The 19,754-nt window shown below is 60.7% G+C and carries 12 protein-coding genes; 7 read left to right on the forward strand and 5 right to left on the reverse strand.

All coding sequences use genetic code 11. The features are described 5' to 3' along the window. Window positions 1–138: 138 nt before the first annotated feature. Genes treS through treY form a run of 5 tightly spaced genes read left to right on the forward strand, consistent with a single transcriptional unit; the run spans window position 139 to window position 12,209 of the window. Window positions 139–3,441 carry a maltose alpha-D-glucosyltransferase gene (gene treS, locus HB676_RS17230; protein ID WP_213739040.1) on the forward strand — a complete coding sequence of 1,101 codons (3,303 nt, stop codon included), beginning with the start codon at window positions 139–141 and terminating at the stop codon, window positions 3,439–3,441. Continuing rightward, window positions 3,438–5,582, forward strand: a complete 2,145-nt coding sequence (gene glgB / locus HB676_RS17235; protein ID WP_213739041.1) for a 1,4-alpha-glucan branching protein GlgB — start codon at window positions 3,438–3,440, stop codon at window positions 5,580–5,582. The genes treS and glgB overlap by 4 nt, the downstream gene beginning before the upstream one ends. A 2-nt stretch (window positions 5,583–5,584) precedes the next feature. Beyond that, complete coding sequence (glgX, locus tag HB676_RS17240; protein ID WP_213739042.1) at window positions 5,585–7,660, forward strand: glycogen debranching protein GlgX; 2,076 nt, start codon at window positions 5,585–5,587, stop codon at window positions 7,658–7,660. After that, the gene (gene treZ, locus HB676_RS17245; RefSeq protein ID WP_213739043.1) at window positions 7,657–9,420 is read left to right on the forward strand and encodes a malto-oligosyltrehalose trehalohydrolase; all 1,764 of its coding nucleotides are present in this window, start codon (window positions 7,657–7,659) and stop codon (window positions 9,418–9,420) included. The genes glgX and treZ overlap by 4 nt, the downstream gene beginning before the upstream one ends. Then, a complete protein-coding gene (treY, locus tag HB676_RS17250; RefSeq protein ID WP_213739196.1) occupies window positions 9,420–12,209 on the forward strand; it encodes a malto-oligosyltrehalose synthase in 2,790 nt (929 codons plus the stop codon). The genes treZ and treY overlap by 1 nt, the downstream gene beginning before the upstream one ends. Before the next feature lie 3 nt (window positions 12,210–12,212). Here the strand turns inward: treY and HB676_RS17255 are convergent, their stop codons facing one another. Further along, window positions 12,213–12,524, reverse strand: a complete 312-nt coding sequence (locus HB676_RS17255) for a polyhydroxyalkanoic acid system family protein (protein ID WP_213739044.1) — start codon at window positions 12,522–12,524, stop codon at window positions 12,213–12,215. A gap of 184 nt (window positions 12,525–12,708) precedes the next feature. Between HB676_RS17255 and HB676_RS17260 the strand changes: the two genes are divergently transcribed. Next, window positions 12,709–12,873 carry a DUF3309 family protein gene (locus tag HB676_RS17260; RefSeq protein ID WP_079564563.1) on the forward strand — a complete coding sequence of 55 codons (165 nt, stop codon included), beginning with the start codon at window positions 12,709–12,711 and terminating at the stop codon, window positions 12,871–12,873. Window positions 12,874–12,996: 123 nt separating this feature from the next. Here HB676_RS17260 and ligD read toward each other — a convergent pair whose 3' ends face one another. After that, complete coding sequence (gene ligD / locus HB676_RS17265; protein WP_346347362.1) at window positions 12,997–15,609, reverse strand: DNA ligase D; 2,613 nt, start codon at window positions 15,607–15,609, stop codon at window positions 12,997–12,999. Between the two features lie 131 nt (window positions 15,610–15,740). Between ligD and HB676_RS17270 the strand changes: the two genes are divergently transcribed. After that, window positions 15,741–16,619, forward strand: coding sequence for a Ku protein (locus tag HB676_RS17270; protein ID WP_213739045.1), 879 nt, complete (start codon window positions 15,741–15,743; stop codon window positions 16,617–16,619). Between the two features lie 157 nt (window positions 16,620–16,776). Here the strand turns inward: HB676_RS17270 and HB676_RS17275 are convergent, their stop codons facing one another. From HB676_RS17275 to HB676_RS17285, 3 genes are all read right to left on the reverse strand, one after another. Further along, complete coding sequence (locus HB676_RS17275) at window positions 16,777–17,010, reverse strand: DUF6496 domain-containing protein (RefSeq protein WP_213739046.1); 234 nt, start codon at window positions 17,008–17,010, stop codon at window positions 16,777–16,779. Between the two features lie 82 nt (window positions 17,011–17,092). After that, on the reverse strand, window positions 17,093–17,683 hold the full coding sequence (locus tag HB676_RS17280; protein WP_213739047.1) for a hypothetical protein: 591 nt from the start codon (window positions 17,681–17,683) through the stop codon (window positions 17,093–17,095). 206 nt (window positions 17,684–17,889) lie between these two features. After that, on the reverse strand, window positions 17,890–19,725 hold the full coding sequence (locus HB676_RS17285; RefSeq protein WP_213739048.1) for a tetratricopeptide repeat protein: 1,836 nt from the start codon (window positions 19,723–19,725) through the stop codon (window positions 17,890–17,892). Between the last annotated feature and the right edge of the window lie 29 nt (window positions 19,726–19,754).

Genomic DNA, 19,754 nt, shown 5'->3' on the forward strand with positions numbered 1-19,754 from the left:
AATGGGACGTTATTTCCATGTCGATGGCATCACCGTGAACAAAACCAATCAAACTGTCGAGAGCGCCGTAGCCGGCGCTACCATGCATATTAGTTGCAACCCCGCTTCGCTCTTTCGCTGCCGGGCGTGAGGAGCCATATGAATCGGATGTCGTCCATCGATGCCAATGAGCTGCCGGCCAACACGCTGGACGGCGATGAGCTGTGGTACAAGGACGCCATTATCTATCAGCTCCATGTCAAAGCCTTCGCTGACAGCAACAATGACGGCATCGGCGATTTCGCGGGATTGACCGAAAAGCTCGGCTATCTGCAGGATCTTGGCGTCACGACGCTGTGGCTGTTGCCGTTCTATCCCTCGCCGGGCCGTGACGACGGCTATGACATCGCCGATTATGGTGACATCAATCCCGATTTCGGGACCATGAAGGATTTTCGCCGCTTCATCGTCGAGGCCAAACGCCGCGGCCTGCGGGTCATCACCGAACTCGTGATCAATCACACATCCGACCAGCACGACTGGTTCAAGCGCGCCCGCCGCAGCGATCCCAAATCGAGTGCGCGCAACTGGTATGTCTGGAGCGACACCGACCAGAAATACCAGGGCACGCGGATCATCTTTACCGATACCGAGAAATCCAACTGGACCTGGGATACCGAGGCCAGCGCCTTCTACTGGCACCGGTTTTTCTCGCACCAGCCGGATCTGAATTTCGACAATCCGCGCGTGGTCAGCGCGCTGGTCCAGGTCATGAAGCGCTGGCTCGACACCGGCGTCGACGGCTTCCGGCTCGACGCCATTCCCTATCTGTGCGAGCGCGACGGCACCAACAACGAGAACCTGCCGGAGACGCATGCCATCATCAAGAAGCTGCGCGCCGAGCTCGACGCCTATGCCAAGGGCAAGGTGCTGCTGGCGGAAGCCAATCAATGGCCCGAGGACGTGCAGGAATATTTCGGCCGCAGCGACGAATGCCATATGGCGTATCATTTCCCGCTGATGCCGCGGATCTATATGGCGATTGCCCAGGAGGATCGCTTTCCGATCACCGACATCCTGCGCCAGACCCCGGATATTCCCGCCAATTGCCAGTGGGCGCTGTTCCTGCGCAACCATGACGAATTGACGCTCGAAATGGTTACCGATGTCGAGCGCGACTATCTGTGGTCGACCTATGCCAACGATCCGCGTGCGCGGATCAATGTCGGCATCCGCCGCCGGCTGGCACCGCTGATGGACAATGACCGGCGCAAGATCGAGCTGATGAACTCGCTGCTGCTGTCGTTTCCGGGCACGCCGATCATCTATTACGGCGACGAAATCGGCATGGGCGACAATATCTATCTCGGCGACCGCAATGGCGTGCGCACGCCGATGCAATGGTCGCCGGACCGCAATGGCGGCTTTTCCCGCGCCGACCCCGCGCGGCTTTACGCCCCGACCATCATGGACCCGGTCTACGGCTACGAATCCGTCAATGTCGAGGCGCAATCGCGCAGCCTGTCGTCGCTATTGAGCGCGACCAAGCGGCTCATTTCGGTGCGCAAGTCGACCTTGGCGTTCGGCCGCGGCACCATGACGTTCATCCGCCCGGCCAATCGCGCGGTGCTGGCCTATGTCCGGCAATACGGCGAGGAGGTCATTCTGTGCGTCGCCAACCTGTCGCGATCGGCGCAGGCCACCGAACTCGATCTGTCCGCCTGGAAAGACCGCATTCCCCTGGAAATGCTCGGCCGCACGCTTTTTCCGCCGATCGGCGAATTGCCCTATATGATCATGCTGGCACCGTATGGCTTCTACTGGTTCCAGCTCCGCGAGCGCGACAGGTCGGAACATGCCGCGCCCTCCATCGTCCCCGAATTCGAAACCCTGGTGGTGCCGCTCGGCGCGACCTGGGTATCGCTGGCGCGTACCCGCAGCGTGTTCGAACGCGATGTATTACCCGGGCATCTGGCGCGAACCCGCTGGTATCCGCAGCGATCGGCCAAGGCTATTCAGCCGACGCTGACCTCGGCGATTCCATTTTGCGACATCGGCGACAACCGGCCCTGGCTGGCTTTCTTTGATGCAACGGAGCGCGACGTTACGACACGCTACGTGCTTCCGATGCAGATCGAGTGGATGCGCTTCGATCGCGAACGGTATAATCCGAACGCGCTGGCCGCGGTGCGCCAGGGCGCGCGCGAAGGCACGTTGCTGGACGTTGCGACCGACCGGATCTTCATCGCGCTGTTGCTGCGCAACTTAAGCGAATCCCTGACCATCGAAGAAAGCGATGCCCGGTTGGAATTCCGGCCCACCAGCAAATTCTCGCACAAGCTCGTCAAGGAGCCTGAACGCATCCGCGCCATCGACAACGAGCACTGCAGCAGCACCGCGTTGGTGGATAATGACTATGTCTTCAAGCTGTACCGGAAGCTGAAATCCGGGACCAATCCGGCGATCGAGACCGGCCGGTTTCTGACCGAGGTGGCAGGCTTTGCCAACGCGCCCGCCATGCTCGGCAGCGTTGAGCTGGTCGAAGGCAATACCAAAAGCGCCATCGCCATCGTCCATGCCTTCGTTGAAAATCAGGGCGATGGCTGGGCAGTGACATCGGCCTATCTCGACCGCTTTGTCGAGGAGCAACGGCTGCTGGCTGCGAGCGAACACCCCCGCGACAGCGAAGAACTGGCGCCCTATCTGCGTTACATCGCGCAAGCCGGCCGGCGCGTCGCCGAACTGCATCTCGCCTTCGCCGATGCCCGTGAATTACCGGACTACGTCCCTGAGCCGATTCAGCCCGCCAACGTGCAGCAATGGATCGAAGACACGACGGCACGCGCCGACCGCATCTTCGACACTCTGGAACAGCAGCACGGCGCGATCAGGGAAGCCGATCGCCCGCTCGCCGACCAGGTGCAGGCACAGCGCGCGACCCTGCGGGAGCGCCTGAGAGCGCTGCTGCCGTCCGACATCGACGGCCTGAACATCCGCCAACACGGCAATTTCGATCTCAGCCGATTGTTGATCGTCAAGGACGACATCTTCATTATCGGCTTCGAAGGCAACCCGCGCCTGCCGCTCGACGAGCGGCGGCGCAAGGCGCCCGCGGCATGCGACATCGCCAGCCTGATCCGGTCGATCGACTATTCGGCGACCTCGGCGCTGGAGCGCGCGCTCAAACTGGCGCCGGATGAACAGGGAAAGCTCGAAGCGGCGCTGTCGGAATGGCGCGACCGCGAGGCCGCCGCGTTCGTTGCCGCCTATCGCGAAATCATGACAAACACGCGTCTATGGCCGGCCGATCCACAGGCCGCCGACCGGATGCTGGATTTCTTTCTGCTTGAAAAAATGCTCACCGAGGTCGAATACGAGTTATCCCAGCGACCGGAATGGCTGCGTGTACCATTGAACGGAATTCTTCGTATATTGTCGCCGCGCAACCGTGAGGCCTCATGACCAAATTGTCCGCGGAGGCCTATGCGATCGTGGAAGGCCGTCATTCCGACCCTTTTCATTATCTCGGACTCCACACCGAGGGCGACCATACCGTGGTGCGCGCATTCTTGCCGGAGGCCTCCAAGGTCGACGCCATCGACGAGCATGGCGAAGCGGCCGCACTGACGCGCATTCACGATGACGGACTGTTCGCCGGCGCGCTTCCCAACGGCTCCAAACGCTATCAACTGCGCGCCCGCTTCGGCGAGACCGTGGTCGATCTCGACGATCCCTATCGTTTTCCGCCGGTTTTAAGCGACTTCGATCTCTACCTCCTCGGCGAAGGCACCCATCAGCGGCTTTACGACAAGCTCGGCGCGCATCCGATGACGCTGGACGGCGTCGACGGCGTGGCGTTCGTCGTGCTCGCGCCCAACGCGCGGCGGGTCAGCGTGGTCGGCGATTTCAATTTCTGGAACGCCAAGCGGCATCCGATGCGGGTGCGCGGCCTCGGCTATTGGGAGTTGTTCGTTCCTCACGCCGCGGCAGGCGATCACTACAAGTTCGATATTGTGGGATCGCAGGGCCAGCATCTGCCGCTGAAATCCGATCCGTTCGCCTTTGCTGCGGAGGTGCGCCCCAGCACCGCGTCTGTTGTTCTCGACGAAACCAAGCTGCCGCATCCGCGCCCCGCTCCGGCCAACGTCAATGCGCTGGGCGCACCGATGTCGATCTACGAGGTCCATCTCGGTTCGTGGCGGCGCAAGGGCAGCAATGAGTGGCTGACCTACCGCGATCTCGCCGAGCAGCTGCCGCGCTACGTTCGCGATCTCGGCTTTACCCATATCGAATTCATGCCGGTTAACGAGCATCCCTTCGACGGTTCGTGGGGTTATCAGCCGACCGGCCTGTACGCGCCGACCAGCCGGTTCGGCACGCCGCAGGAATTTTCTGCGCTGGTCGACGCCTGCCACCGCGAAGGTCTCGGCGTGATGCTGGATTGGGTGCCCGGGCATTTTCCCGATGACCCGCATGGCCTCGGCAATTTCGACGGCACCGCGCTTTACGAGCATGCCAATCCGCTGCAGGGCCGGCACCTCGACTGGGGCACGCTGATCTATAATTACAGCCGCACCGAAACCGTCAATTTCCTGGTGTCGAACGCGCTGTTCTGGCTGGAGCGTTACGGCATCGACGGATTGCGCGTCGATGCGGTCGCCTCGATGCTCTATCTCGACTATAGCCGCCCCGCCGGCGGCTGGGTCCCGAACGAACATGGCGGCCGGGAAAATCTCGCAGCCATCGACTTTCTGCGCCGTTTCAACACCGAGGTGTTCGCGCGTTTTCCGCAGGCCACGACCGCCGCCGAAGAATCGACCGCATGGCCGCAGGTATCGCGCCCGGTTGAATTCGGTGGGCTGGGATTTGGCTACAAATGGAATATGGGCTGGATGCACGACACGCTGAATTACATCAGCAAGGATCCGATCCACCGCAAATTCCATCACGGCGATATTTTGTTTGGCCTGCACTACGCGTTTTCGGAAAATTTCATCCTGCCGCTGTCGCATGACGAAGTCGTCCACGGTAAACGCTCGATCCTGGGACGGATGCCCGGCGACGATTGGCAGCGCTTCGCCAATCTGCGCGCCTATTACGCCTTCATGTTCGGACATCCCGGCAAGAAGCTGATGTTCATGGGCTGCGAATTCGGCCAGGAACGCGAATGGAATCACGATCGCTCGCTTGACTGGCATCTGCTCGAGCAGAAGAACCATGCGGGCATCCACGCGCTGATCCGCGATCTGAACGAACTCTACCGCGCGCAGCCGGCACTGCATGAACTGGATTGCGAAGAAGCCGGTTTCGAATGGGTCGTGACCGACGATGCCGACAAGAACGTGTTCGCCTGGATCCGCAAAGGCCGGGATCAGCGCTCGCGCTGTCTCGTCGTGGTCAACTTCTCGCCGAACGTCTATCGCAACTATCGCGTCAAGGCGCCGTTGCCAGGCAAATGGCGCGAGGTCCTCAATTCGGACTCCGCGCATTACGGCGGCAGCAATGTCGGTAACGCCGGCGAAATTACCCCTGATGGATTGGTGCCCGAGCTCAATCTGACCGTCCCGCCTTTGGCGGCCATATTTCTCGTACCGGAAGGTTGAGCATGCGTCTGTCTGCCGGATCGTCCTCACGCCTCGGCGCAAGCTGGGACGGCCGGGGCACCAATTTTGCGCTATTCTCCGCCAATGCGCAAAAGGTCGAGCTCTGTTTGTTCGACGGTCAGGGCCGCCGCGAACTCGAACGCATCGAACTGCCTGAACGCACCGAAGATGTCTGGCATGGTTATCTGAACGACGTTTCGCCCGGACAGCTCTACGGTTACCGCGTTCACGGGCCTTATGAACCCGAACATGGCCATCGTTTCAACGCCAACAAGCTGCTGCTCGATCCCTATGCGAGGCGACTCGCCGGGCGGCTGGTGTGGAGCGACGCGCATTTCGCCTATCGCACCGGAAGTGCGCGTGAGGATCTCTCGTTTGACCGGCGCGACAATGCCCGCGGCATGCCGAAGGCCGTCGTCGTCGACGAGACCTTCAATTGGGGACGCCGTGAAATGCGCCCCAATATTCCCTGGGAAGACACCATCATCTATGAAGCCCACGTCAAGGGCCTGACCCAGAAACGCGAAGACATACCGCCCGGCCTGCGCGGCACCTATGGCGGCCTGTGCTCGCCGGCGATGATCGAACATCTCAAGCGGCTCGGTGTCACCACCATCGAGCTGTTGCCGATCCACGGCCTGGTGGATGATCGTACGCTGGTCGAAAAGAAACTGGCGAATTACTGGGGCTACAACACGCTTTCGTTCTTTGCCCCGGAGCCGCGCTATTCGCAGGACAATCCGCTCGACGCTTTCCGGACGACCGTGGCACGGCTGCACGATGCCGGCATCGAGGTGATGCTCGACGTGGTCTACAACCACACCGCCGAGGGCAACCATATGGGCCCGACGCTGTCGTTCCGCGGCATCGACAACGCCTCTTATTACTGGCTGAAGCCGGACAATCCGCGATTCTACGACGACTTCACCGGCTGCGGCAGCTCGGTCAATCTCACCCATCCGCGCGTGCTGCAGATGGTGATGGATTCGCTGCGATACTGGGTCGAGGTCTGTCACGTCGACGGTTTCCGCTTCGATCTGGCGACGACGCTGGCGCGCGGGCCGAACGGCTTCGACCGCAACTCCGCATTCCTGACCGCAATCCGGCAGGACCCGGTGCTCGCAACCGTCAAGCTCGTCGCCGAGCCATGGGACCTCGGCCTCGGCGGCTATCAGGTCGGCGGCTTTCCGTCGCAATGGACGGAATGGAACGACCGATATCGCAGCGCGATGCGGCGCTACTGGAGCGGCGAAGGCAGCCTGATCGGCGAAGTATCCAGCCGCATGACTGGCTCGTCCGACCTGTTCAACCATGACGGACGCGTGCCGCGCGCCGGCATCAATCACATCACGGTGCATGACGGCTTCACGCTGGCGGATCTGTTCAGCTACAACGCCAAGCACAACGAGGCCAATGGCGAAGACAATCGCGACGGCACCAACGACAATCTCAGCAACAATTGCGGCCATGAGGGCCCGACCGACGATGCGGCGATCAACGCGCTTCGCCGTCAGTTGCGTAAGAACCAGCTCGCGTGCCTGCTGCTGGCACAGGGCCTGCCGCTCATCCTGGCCGGTGATGAAGTCGGCAATAGCCAGAACGGCAACAACAACGCCTACTGCCAGGATAACGAAACCGGCTGGGTGGGCTGGGAAGGCCTCGGCCGCGAAGGCGACGACCTCACCGATTTCATCGGCCACATGACCGAGTTGCGCCGGCGGTTTCCGCAAATCCGCGCACGCCGCTGGCTCGACGGCCGCCGCGCCGACGGGTCCTACGGCGTGCTGTGGCTCACCCCTTCGGCCGAGGATATGAAGGAGCAGGACTGGAAGTTTCCCGAAGGCCGCTTTTTGGCTTACGTGCTGGGACCGCTCGAGCAGGACCAGCCGCCGATCTTCATCGTGCTCAACGCCGCCCCGGAAGCGATCGCGTTCAAATTGCCAAAGATGCCGGAATACCGAAGCTGGCAGCAACTATTGAACACCGCCGACGTTAAACAAACCGTTGCGGATTTCGCATCGGGAAGCGAGGCCAAGGCGCCTCCCCGCTCGGTGCTGGCCTTTTCGGGTACGGCATGAATGAACGGCACTTCGGCGCAAGCCTGACCGCGGACGGCGCTTCCTTCCGGTTGTGGGCGCCGGCGGCAAAGCGTGTCGATCTGCTGCTGGATCAACCGCATCCGATGCTGCTCAACAAGGATGGCTGGTTCTCTCTGGATGTCCCAGGCGTGAAGGCCGGCGCACGCTATAAATTCCGGATCGACGACGAGATCGATGTCCCCGATCCGGCCTCGGCGTTTCAGCCTGAGGATGTTTCCGGCCCGAGCGAAGTGATCGATCACGCGAGCTATCGATGGCGCGCGACGGACTGGCGCGGGCGCCCCTGGCAGGAAACGGTCGTAACCGAAGCGCATGTCGGCACCTTTACGCAGCAAGGCACCTTTAGAGCCATGATCGACAGGCTCGATCATCTCGTTGCGACCGGGATTACCGCGCTGGAATTGCTGCCGCTGGCGGATTTTGCGGGCGCGCGCAATTGGGGCTATGACGGCGTGCTGTGGTATGCGCCGGACAGCGCCTATGGTCGTCCCGACGATCTCAAGACGCTGATCGACGAGGCGCATCTGCGCGGGCTGATGGTGTTTCTCGACGTGGTTTATAATCATTTCGGCCCTGAGGGAAATTACCTCGGCCGTTACGCGCCGGGCTTCTTTACCGATGCGCAGACGCCATGGGGCAGCGCGATCGATTACCGGGTGCCGCAGGTGCGCGCCTTCGCGATCGAGAATGCACTTTACTGGCTGCGGGAGTACCGCTTCGATGGCCTGCGGCTCGATGCGGTGCATACCATCGCCGAACTCGGCGAAATCTCGATGCTGCATGATCTCAGTGCGGCGGCCGGTGATTTCGCACGCGAAACCGGCCGGCACATTCAGCTGGTGCATGAGAACGACGACAACCGCGTCAGCGTACTCGATGCCGAACAAAATCCGCCGCGCGGCAAATATCGCGCCCAGTGGAACGACGACTATCATCACGCCTGGCACGTGCTGCTGACCGGAGAAACCCAAGGCTATTACAGCGATTTCCAGCGCTCGCCACTGCGCGATATCGCGCGAGCCTTGGGCTCCGGCTTCGTCTATCAGGGCGAGGCATCCGCGCACCGCAACGGGCAATTGCGCGGCGAACCCAGCGGCGGACTTGCCCCGACCGCCTTCATCAATTTTCTGCAGAATCACGACCAGATCGGCAACCGCGCGCTCGGCGACCGGCTCGAGGGCACCGTATCACCGGAGGCGCTTGAAGCCGCGCTGGCGATTACCTTGCTGGCGCCGGCGATCCCGATGCTGTTCATGGGCGAGGAATGGGGCTCGAAGGCGCCATTTCCTTTCTTCTGCGATTTCAAGGATGATCTCGCGAAAGCCGTTCGTGAAGGCCGGCGCCGGGAATACGCCTGGGCCTATGCCAAATATGGCGACGAGGTTCCCGATCCGCTTGACGCGTCGACCTTTCAATCCGCCGTGTTGGATTGGGAATCGCGGAAAACGACGGGGCGAAAGCGGCTGGCGCTGGTGCGCGAACTACTCGCGATACGCGCCCGCGAAATCATTCCGCGACTGGCGGGGGCACGCTTTGGCGACGCTCGGGCCGCCGACAACGGCTTGTTGACGGCAGACTGGCGTCTTGGCGATGGCGCGACACTCAGGCTGACGGCGAATCTATCGAAAACCGCAATAACCCAAAAACCGGGCAGAACAAACGGCTCATTGATCTGGGGCGACGCGCCCGGTGAAGTCGTAAAACCATGGGCGGTGTTCTGGTCGCTGGACGCGCGCTGATGCCTCCGGCCATTCCGATCGCCACCTATCGTCTGCAACTCACCGCCGACTTCGATTTCGACGCGGCGGCCGCCGTCGTCCCCTATCTGAAGGCGCTCGGCATCACGCATCTCTATGCATCGCCCTTCATGAAGGCGCGCAAGGGAAGCACCCACGGCTATGATGTCGTCGATCACACGAGGATCAATCCCGAACTCGGCGGCGACGCCGGCTTCGAGCGGTTGAGCGAGGCGCTGCAGCAGCACGACCTCGGCCTCATCCTCGATTTCGTCCCGAACCATGTCGGCGTGCATTTCGCCGATAATCCCTGGTGGCTTGACGTGCTCGAATGGGGCGAGGCTTCGCCGCACGCGGTATCCTTCGACATCGACTGGGAACTGTTGCCCTATCGCGCGCGCGGCGGGGTGCTGCTGCCGATCATCGGCTCGTCCTATGGACAGGCGCTGGAAAAGGGCGAGATCGAACTACGCTACGACGCCGGCGAAGGCAGCTTCTCGGCCTGGTATTTCGAGCATCGCTTGCCGATCGCACCCGAGCGCTACAGCGAAATCCTGCATACGATCGTCAGGGAAACCGATACGAAGAATGGCGCCGGCAAACACCTGTTCGAGCTTGCGTCGCGCTACAAAGGCTTGCGTCACCCCAATCGCAAGGAAGCCCCCGCCTTCAAGACAGAAATCCGGGACATTGACGGCGGCGCCGACCTGATCGCGCGCGGGCTCGACGCCTACCGGGCCGGACCGGATCGGCCCGCGCAGACCCTCGCCTTGCACCACCTGCTCGAACGGCAGCACTACAAGATCGGCCACTGGCGGCTCGCCTCCAGCGACATCAACTACCGGCGGTTTTTCGACGTCAATTCGCTGGCGGGATTGAGAGTCGAGGATGCCGGCACGTTCCATGCCGCACATCGCCTCGTCAAACGACTGATCGCGGAAGGCAAACTTCAGGGCTTGCGGCTCGACCACATCGACGGCCTGCGCGATCCCGTGCAGTATTTCCACCGCTTGCGTCACTTGATCCGGGATGCGCAGGGAAAGACCCGCAAAGAATTCTACGTCGTGGTCGAGAAGATTCTCGGCGAGCATGAAGACCTGCATCGTTTCACCGGCGTCCATGGCACCACCGGTTACGAATGGCTGAATGCCATCACGAGAGTGCTGATCGACGGCAAGGGCCTTGAGCCGCTCGATGAGGTCTGGCGCCAGATCAGCAACATACCGCCGAGGTTGGCGCCAGTCCTGATGGAGGCCAAACGCCGGGTGCTCGAGACTTTGCTGACCAGCGAATTCACAGTGCTGGCGCGGCTGCTCGCGCGCATCGCCGCAGGTCATTACTCGACGCGTGATTTTTCCGCCGACAGTTTGCGGCAGGCGCTTGAGCTTTATGTGCTGCATTTTCCGATCTATCGAACCTATCTTGCTTCCGCGGGCGCTTCCGATGTTGACCGCACGCTGATCACGCAGACCATCGAAAAGGCCCGCGCCGACTGGTTCGCGGCAGACGAGGGAATTTTCGATTTTCTGCGCGATACCCTGACGATGGACCTGATCAAGCCGGACCGCGCGCCGCACAGCAAGCCGAAGGTGCGCCGCTTTGCGCTGAAGGTGCAGCAATTCACCGGTCCGCTGATGGCGAAGTCGCTGGAAGACACAGCGTTCTATCGCTATCACCGTCTGCTTGCGCTCAACGAGGTCGGCGGCGAACCCTCGGCATCGGCCCTTTCCGTCGAGGCTTTTCACGCGGCCATGAAGGCTCGCGCCGGCGATTGGCCCCATGGCATGACCGCGACCGCAACGCACGACACCAAGCGCGGCGAGGACGCACGCGCGAGATTGATCGCGCTGACCGAAATTCCAGGCGAATGGACTAGCGCTGTGGCGCGATGGAAAATCCTCAACGCGCCGCACCTCGTCATCGACGGCGCTATGCGCGCGCCCTCTGCGACATTCGAATATATGCTGTATCAGGCGCTGCTCGGCGCCTGGCCGCTCGGCCAAAGCGACGACGCGCTGTGCGAGCGGATGCAGGCCTATGCGATAAAGGCTGCGCGCGAAGGCAAGCAGGAAACCAGCTGGCTCAACCCCGACGAGGCCTACGAGGCCGGCGTGAAGACTTTCATCGCGCGGATTCTGGATCGTTCGGTTTCGTCCGAGTTTATCAGCTCGATGGAAAATCTGGCGCAGCGTGTCGCATTGCTGGGTGCGCTGAGTTCGCTGAGCCAGATCACGCTCAAAGCCACGCTGCCGGGCGTGCCGGATTTTTATCAGGGCACGGAATTCTGGGATCTGTCACTGGTCGATCCCGACAACCGGCGGCCGGTGGATTTTGCCGCGCGCGCAGCCGTGCTGGCGTCAAGCGAGCAGCCGGATTGGGGAGACCTCGTGCAGCATTGGCCGGATGGCCATATCAAGCTGGCCTGGACCCGCCATCTCCTCAAACTGCGGACCGAACTCGCCGAGGTATTTTCGCGCGGCGATTACGAGCCACTGGAGGTCAGCGGGCCGCATCGCGAGCATGTTATCGCCTTCGCCCGCCGCCGCGGCCGCGACGCCGCGATCACGCTCGTCACGAAATCGTTGGCGCCGATGACGGGGAGCGGCCGGACCTGGCCGACCGCAGACACCTTCGATGCGACGGTGGACCTTAGCAGCTATGCCGCAAAAGGCATTGGCGGCGACACCAGCGCAGTGCCTATCTCCGCGCTGTTTCACGATCTTCCGGTCGCGGTGATAAAGGCGAGATACGTCGCCGCCACCAAGCCGGCGCGGAAGCATTCGCGCGCTTAAAACTCAGCTCCGCTTGGTCAGCAACAAATTGCCGCCTTTGCGGATCGCGATTTGTGCTACTTCGGCAAAACGTTGCAGTAGATAGGGCAGCGTAACCTCGAGCCGGACGTGATCGTCCCCGACATCGAGATGGCCGGATGCCGGTTGCCCCAACGCGCGCACGCGAAACACCATGCGATCGCCCTGCCACGTTTCTTCGTCAACCTTCAATACGGGAATGCTGGTTGCCGCGCGCGTCAATCCTGCCTTGAGACGGCGCGTCGCCTCTTCGCGGCCGAGGCTATGCGGAATCGAAACGATGAGCGGCGCGGGCATTTTAAATCTCCCTGACGTAACGAATGTAATCCTGCGCAGTTCGAAAAACAGGGAGAGAAAAGCTAATAAATCTGGCCAACACACGCGGATTATAGCCTCCCTGAAAGTGGAACCTTCTCGGTTCCCGTGTGTTTTTTAGCCAAGGCAGAGCAACAGAGGCCGACTGTCGGGCTGGAGGAAAGTTATGTCTATTGGAACGATTATTCTCATCATTCTCGTTATCGCATTGCTTGGTGGCTTCAGTGGCATCGGCGGCGGACCGTTCTATGGCACCGGTTACTACGGCGGCGGCGGCCTCGGCCTTGTGGTCGTGATCCTGCTGATCCTGTTGCTGCTCGGACGGCTGTAAGCCTCGGTCTGTAGGGTGGGCAAAGGCGCGCTCGCGCCGTGCCCACCTTTCTTCTTTCGATGCAGTGACGGGCGGAGAGAGCATGGTGGGCACGCTTCGCTTTGCCCACCCCACGGCCCCCCATCATTTCCGCGCACCCAACTTCTTCATCGCGGCCTTGATCGATGACGCCGCGCCGTCATACGCTTCCCACGCTTTGGTCTTGGCCAGTAGCGCCGGCACGGTGCGGACCGTGTAGCGCTTCGGATCGAGATCGCCGCGCACTTGCGCCCAGGTCAGCGGCATCGAGACAGTGGCACCTTCGCGCGCGCGTGGCGACAGCACCGCAACCGCTGTCGCCATGCGGTCATTGCGGAGATAATCGAGGAAGATTTTTCCCTTGCGCAGTTTCTTCGACATGTTGAGCAAATAGCGCTCGGGGTCTTCATCGGCCATCCACTGGCAAACGCCTTGCGCAAAGGCCTTGGCTTCCTTCCAGGTCACTCTGTCTTTCGCGCCATACGCCAGCGGCGTCACCACATGAAGTCCCTTGCCGCCGGTGGTCTTACAAAAACTTTCCAGGCCCAGTGCCGCAAGATGCTGGCGCATATCCTTGGCGGCCTCGATCACATCGGAAAATTCGACCTCCGGCGCGGGGTCGAGATCGAACACCAGCCGCCCCGGCACATCAGGCGCATCCGGCGCGCAATTCCACGGGTGCAACTCGACGCCGCCGATCTGGGCCACTACGGCAAGGCCCTCGACGCGGTCGATCTGCAGATACGGCTTACGGTCGCCGGAAACTTTAACGAGCTCCAGCAGGTGGGAGGTCCCCGTCATCGCGTGACGCTGAAAGAACGTCTCGCTTTTGATGCCATCAGGCGCACGAACCACCGAGCATGGCCGGCCCTTCAAATGGTCGATCATCCAGCCGCCGACGGCCTCGAAATAACGGGCAAGATCTAGCTTGGTTACGGGCTCCCCGTCTCCGCCATCCGGCCACAGTGCCTTGTCGGGTTTGGAGATCACCACGCCCATCACTTCGGAAGATTTTTTGGCCGAAGGTTTCGCTGACTTGATCATGACCGGCTTCTCCGCCTTTATCTCGCCCGCCGGCTTGTCCTCGCGCAGGCCCTTGAACGCGGCCTGCCGGATATTGCCGCCGTCAGTCCAGCCGGCGAATTCGATCTCGGCGACCAGTTCGGGTTTCAGCCAATGCACGTCGCGGGTTTTGGCCGGCGCATCCTTGCCGCCAAACGGGCTCCTGTCCGAGGCCGCGGCCTTCAGCGCCGGCAGCAGACGCCGGACCTTGTCCTGCCCATAACCGGTACCGACCAGTCCGACAAAGGCCAGATGACCGTCGCGATAGACGCCCGCCATCAGCGAACGAAACTTGCCATGGGTGGTCTTCCATCCGCCCAATACGACCTCCTGCCCATCGCGGCTTTTCGCCTTGGTCCAGCTCTCGGAGCGGCCGGAGCGATAGGGGGCACTGAGCTTTTTAGAGACAATACCTTCCAGACCCAGTTTGCGCGCCGACTGCAGAACGGTGTCACCATCCTCCTCAAAATGCGTGACGTAGTTGATCCGCTTTGCTTTGCCTTTAGTCCGCGCGTCGAGCAGTTTTTTCAACTGCGCCTTGCGCTCGGACAGCGGCAACGCGCGGATATCCATGCCATCTGCGAACAACAGATCGAATGCAAAGAAAACGAGATTGTCGGTCTTGCCGTCGGAAATTGCGGCCTGCAGGCCCGAGAAATCCGGCGTTCCCGCTTTATTGAGGGCAACGATCTCGCCGTCGATCAGCACATCCGGAAGTCCGCCGGCGTCTTTCGCGATGGCGCTGAACTTGTCGGTCCAGTCCAGACCTTTACGGGTCTTTAGCGTGGCCTCGCCATGTTCGACCCGCAACTGCACGCGGTAACCGTCGAACTTGACCTCATGGCACCACTCGTCTCCGCTGGGAGGACGATCGACCGGGATGCAGAACTCGGGCGCGACGAAGTCCGGCATCGCCGTAACCTTCTTGCCTTTCGCGGCAGCAATCTTCAATGGCGCGGCTTTCTTGTTCTTGCCCGCTGCCCGCGCCTCGGCAGCATCGCCGCGGTTTGAATGCCAGACCGCATCGGCTTTCACTGCGCGCGATTTCATCGTCATGAACGGTTTCGGTGCTTTGCCTTTGCCGGCCGCGATCTGAGCCATGGTGCGGCCGGAGGCGACGGATCGATCCTGATCGAGAACCGTGTTGTCTTTGCCTTCCCGGACAAATTCATCGCGATGCTTGATCAGAAGCCAGTTGGTCCGCTTGCCACCGTTGCGATCCCAGCGCATGCGCACCAGCACCCAACTGCCGTGGAGCTTCTCGCCATGCAGCGTGAATTTCAGATCGCCCTTCTTGAAACCGCGCTCGGGATCGTCGGATTCCCAGGTGCCGCGATCCCAGAGTTGCACCGTGCCGCCGCCATACTGGCCCTCCGGAATGGTGCCTTCGAAATCACCGTAATCGAGCGGGTGATCTTCCACCTCGACAGCCAACCGCTTGTCGTTCGGATCGAGCGAGGGGCCGCGCGTGACCGCCCACGATTTGAACACCCCGTCGAATTCGAGTCGCAGATCGTAATGCAGCCGGGTCGCGTCATGCTTCTGGATCACGAAGCGGCGCTGCCTGGATGGCGCGACTCTGCCGTCGCCGCTGGGCTCCGCGGTCTTTTCAAAATCCCGCTTCTTCCGATAGGTAGTGAGATTTCTCAACGACACGATCGATCCCATCAATCAAGAGGCTGCTATTTAGTGGGGCGGCAAAAACCCGGAACCAAAACCACCGATGACCGTTGAAGTTCCCGAATGCCAAAATCCAAGTCCAGCCCCAACTCTAGCCGGAGATTGTAATGGCCGTCCGCGCCTATTGGAAAGGCTCCTTGAAGCTTTCCCTCGTCTCATGTCCGGTCTTGCTCTATCCGGCCTCGACCTCATCGGACAAAACCCGCTTCCATATGATCAACAAGGAGACCGGCAACCGGCTGAAGCAGCAGATGGTCGATGCCGAAACCGGCGATGTTGTCGAGAACGACCAGAAGGGCCGCGGCTATGAATTGAAAAAAGGCGAATACGTCGAAATCGAAAAGGACGAACTCGACGCGGTCCAGATCGAAAGCAACCATACCATCGATATCGACAGCTTTGTGCCAAAGGACGAGATCGACAAGCGTTATCTCAACCATCCCTATTACATCGCGCCCGACGGCAAGGCGGGCATCGATGCCTTTGCGGTGATCCGCGATGCCATGAAGGATCAGGATCGTGTTGCGCTGGCGCGCATCGTGCTGACCAACCGCGAGCATATCATCGCAATCGAACCGCTCGGCAAGGGGTTGCTCGGCACCACGCTGCGCTATCCCTACGAACTGCGCGATGCCGCCGAATATTTCGACGACATCAAGAATCCGAAGATCTCAAAAGATATGGTCGAACTCGCGAGTCATATCCTCGACACCAAGGCCGCGCATTTCGATCCCTCGAAATTCAAGGACGAATATGAGAACGCGCTGAAAGTGCTGGTCCGGCGCAAGGCTTCCGGCAAGCCGCTCAAATCCGCGCCACGCGAGGAAAAGCCCGACAATGTCGTGAGCCTGATGGATGCGTTGAAACAGAGCCTTAAAGGCCGGACGCCCGCCAAGCGTTCGGCGCATGCGCCGGCACGCCGGACGACGCGCCGGCCGGCCAAGAAAGTGCATCGTTCGGCGGCGCGGGCGCGGAAGGCGGGGTGAATTTTCTTCCGTCATTGCCGGGCTTGACCCGGCAATCCATCTTCTTCGAAGGATTTCTTGCGAAGCGTGATGGATGCCCGGATCAAGTCCGGGCATGACGAGTGTGTTTGCGGGCACACTGACCTCAATTTCAAACAGCAAAGTTCCAAATCGTCGGTTACTTCTTCGCCTTGCGTTTCTTCGCCGCCTTCTTTTTCTTTGCGGTCTTCTTCGCCGCCTTCTTAGGTACCTTCTTCCCCTCCGCCCTCGCCTCGGAAAGACCGATCGCGATCGCCTGCTTGCGGCTGGTGACTTTCTTGCCGGACCGGCCGCTCTTCAGCGTCCCGGCCTTGCGCTTCTTCATCACGCGCTCGACATCAGCGGAGGCTGTCTTGGAATATTTCCGTGCCATGATGGTTCTCCCAGTTGCGGGAAAATAATCTTCGCGGCTGGCGATGGTTCCGCTTGGTAATTCGCTGAGAGCGACCCTGCGCTCAGCGCAAACCTAACGGCGAAGCAAAACCGTTGTCGACGCGTCCCGACTGGGAAAAACCTGCCCCGACGGAAAGGCTGAGATTCGACGTCGGCCGGAATTCCACGCCGACATGCGCGCTATACGTTGGCGACGTGCTGGACGGATTTTCGAAGGCCAACAACCCACTGTTGCTGCTGTTGGGATTGTAATTCAAGCTGCTGAAACCGGCGAACACCGAGCCGGGCATCCCGCCCGCCTGGAAGTTGTAACCGAACTGCATGCCTTGGTAGTTAAGCGAGCCGCCATTGCCGAACGCCCCGGCCTGGCTGATGCCACTCAGGCCCAGCGGCATGCTGCCGCTTTGGCTACCGACGAACAAGCCGTTCGAAAAATTATAGCGCGTAGAAGAAAAGCCCCGGGCTTCACTAAAGCTGAAGCCAGGAAAGTTGCCGTAGGCGTTTGAGCCTGTATCGGCGGCGGTATCGCCACCGAAACCCATCGGCCAACCCGGAATCCAATAGGGCACAGGCGCGACCTGGGCATGGGCCACCCGCCCACCCAGACAAAGCGTCGCCAGCACCAATACGAAACCCAATCGGCCTGAGAACATGAAGATCCACGTTTCCGTCAAATGTGCTCGAATTATACCGGCTGGGCAGCAAAATGCCAGTACGTAGGGCGGATTGGCCCACCGGCTCCGCGCACGGCGCGGCCCGATGACAGGCTCCGGCGTAATCCACCGCTTCGGCTTTATAACGACGGATTACGCTGGCGCTAATCCGCCCTGCAAGTCTCGATCACGGTGGGCAAGAATGGCTATGCGGTAACAAGCATCCGCAACTCGGTCTCCACCCGATCGAGTACACTGGCATAGTCTCGTGTTTCAGTCTGGCGAAACAGTCTTACCGTCGGATACCACGGACTGTCCTCACGATCGAGCAACCAGCGCCAGTCCGGCGTGTGAGGAAGTAGTATCCAAGTCGGGCACCCCAGCGCACCGGCGAGATGGGCCACGCTGGTATCTACCGAGATGACCAGATCGAGACAACTGATCAAGGCCGCCGTCTCCATAAAATCTGTGAGATGCACGGTCAGATCGACAATGCCGGTTCGCTCGATCAGCATTTCCTTGTCGCCGGATCTTGGGTCCTTTTGCAGGCTCACGAAAGTCGCGTCGATGTCGAGAATTTGCGTCAACGAGCGCAGCGGGATCGATCGATTGTGGTCATTCCTGTGTTTCGGATTGCCGGAACATACCAGGCCGACCCGCAACCTGTCGTGGGGGCCGAGGCGGTCCTCCCATACTTGCCGGCGATCCTGCGCAGGTGTTGGCAGATACGATGCCGGCGCTGAAATGGTTTCGAGCGTGGTCCGGAAGGCCAGCGGCAGACTCGTGACAGGACAATGGACGTCGAACGCCGGCAAGCCTCCTTCCCTGTTTGGCAGGCACTGCGAAACTCCGGGCAAGCCCGAAAGCAGCGGATACAACGATTCCTGTGGAAGAAGAATGACGCGCGCGCCCAGGGCAGCCAGCATCGGCGCGTAGCGTACGAATTGAATTGTGTCTCCCTGTCCTTCATCCGCGTAGACAAGGATGGTCTTGCCTTCGATATTTTCTTCTCCGCGCCACAGCGGTTGAGGCAATTTTGGGTAGTTCGCCGTGCTCGAAAGAAACGACAGCTTCCACCGCGCATCGTAGCCTCGCCAACCGGCCTCAAGATCACCGTTCAGGAGCTGAATAAGCCCCACATTGAAGTCCGCAAGTGCGTTTTCCGGGTCAATACTCTTTACCAGGCGGTACAAGACGAGCGCTTCGTCGAACCTCTGGACTTCACCGAGTGTGAAGGCCTTGTCGGTGAGAGCCGTCACGAAGTTCGGTTGCAAATCCAGGGCGCGGTCGAACGAATTCAGCGCCTCCGCGTGCCGGCCGAGCTTCTGCAAACACTTGCCAACAACCGTACATATATCGGCATTGGTCGGATCCAGCGTCTGTGCTTGCTTGCTGTCGGACAGAGCTTCCTCGTAACGACTTAGGTCATGCAGCGCCTTGCCGCGGTAATTCAGAGTCGCTGCATGATTGGGCTGCAGTTCGTCGCACAGGTTTAAATTGATAAGAGCCTCTTCGAAACGCATCGATTGGAGCAGAAGAACCGCGTAATTGTATACGGCGTACCAGTAGCGCGGGTTAAGCCTGAGCGCATGTTCGTAGCTCAGAATCGCGGGATCGGGGCGCTGTAATGCAACGAAAGCATTGGCAAGTTGTGTCCACAATTCGGCATCATCAGGCCTGATCTGGACGGCTTTGTCGAAGGCCTTCAGAGCCTCTTCATGGAGCCCCTGCTGTTGCAACGCGGAGCCGAGGCCCGCAAGATAATCCGTCTTGGGATCCGCCTGATTGGCGCGACCGACCCACTCAATAGCGGCATCGTATTGTTTGGCCTGGAGGGAAAGCAGACCCATGAGTTGGAGCGTGTCCGCATGGCCGGCATCGAGCGCAAGGGCGCGCTCACAACAAACTCGCGCGTCCAGATGCCGTCCTGCCTGCAAATGGCCAAGGCCGGCGGCGTGGAGCCCAGCGGGCGTCCCTCCGCCTGCACGGTTCGGAGCCGTCTGGGATTTACGGGCGGCTATCCGGCGTTCATGGCGGTTCATCGAAAAATTTCAAGTAATTACCATCACAA

This window comes from Bradyrhizobium sp. dw_411, assembly GCF_018449695.1.
GTDB lineage: Bacteria > Pseudomonadota > Alphaproteobacteria > Rhizobiales > Xanthobacteraceae > Bradyrhizobium.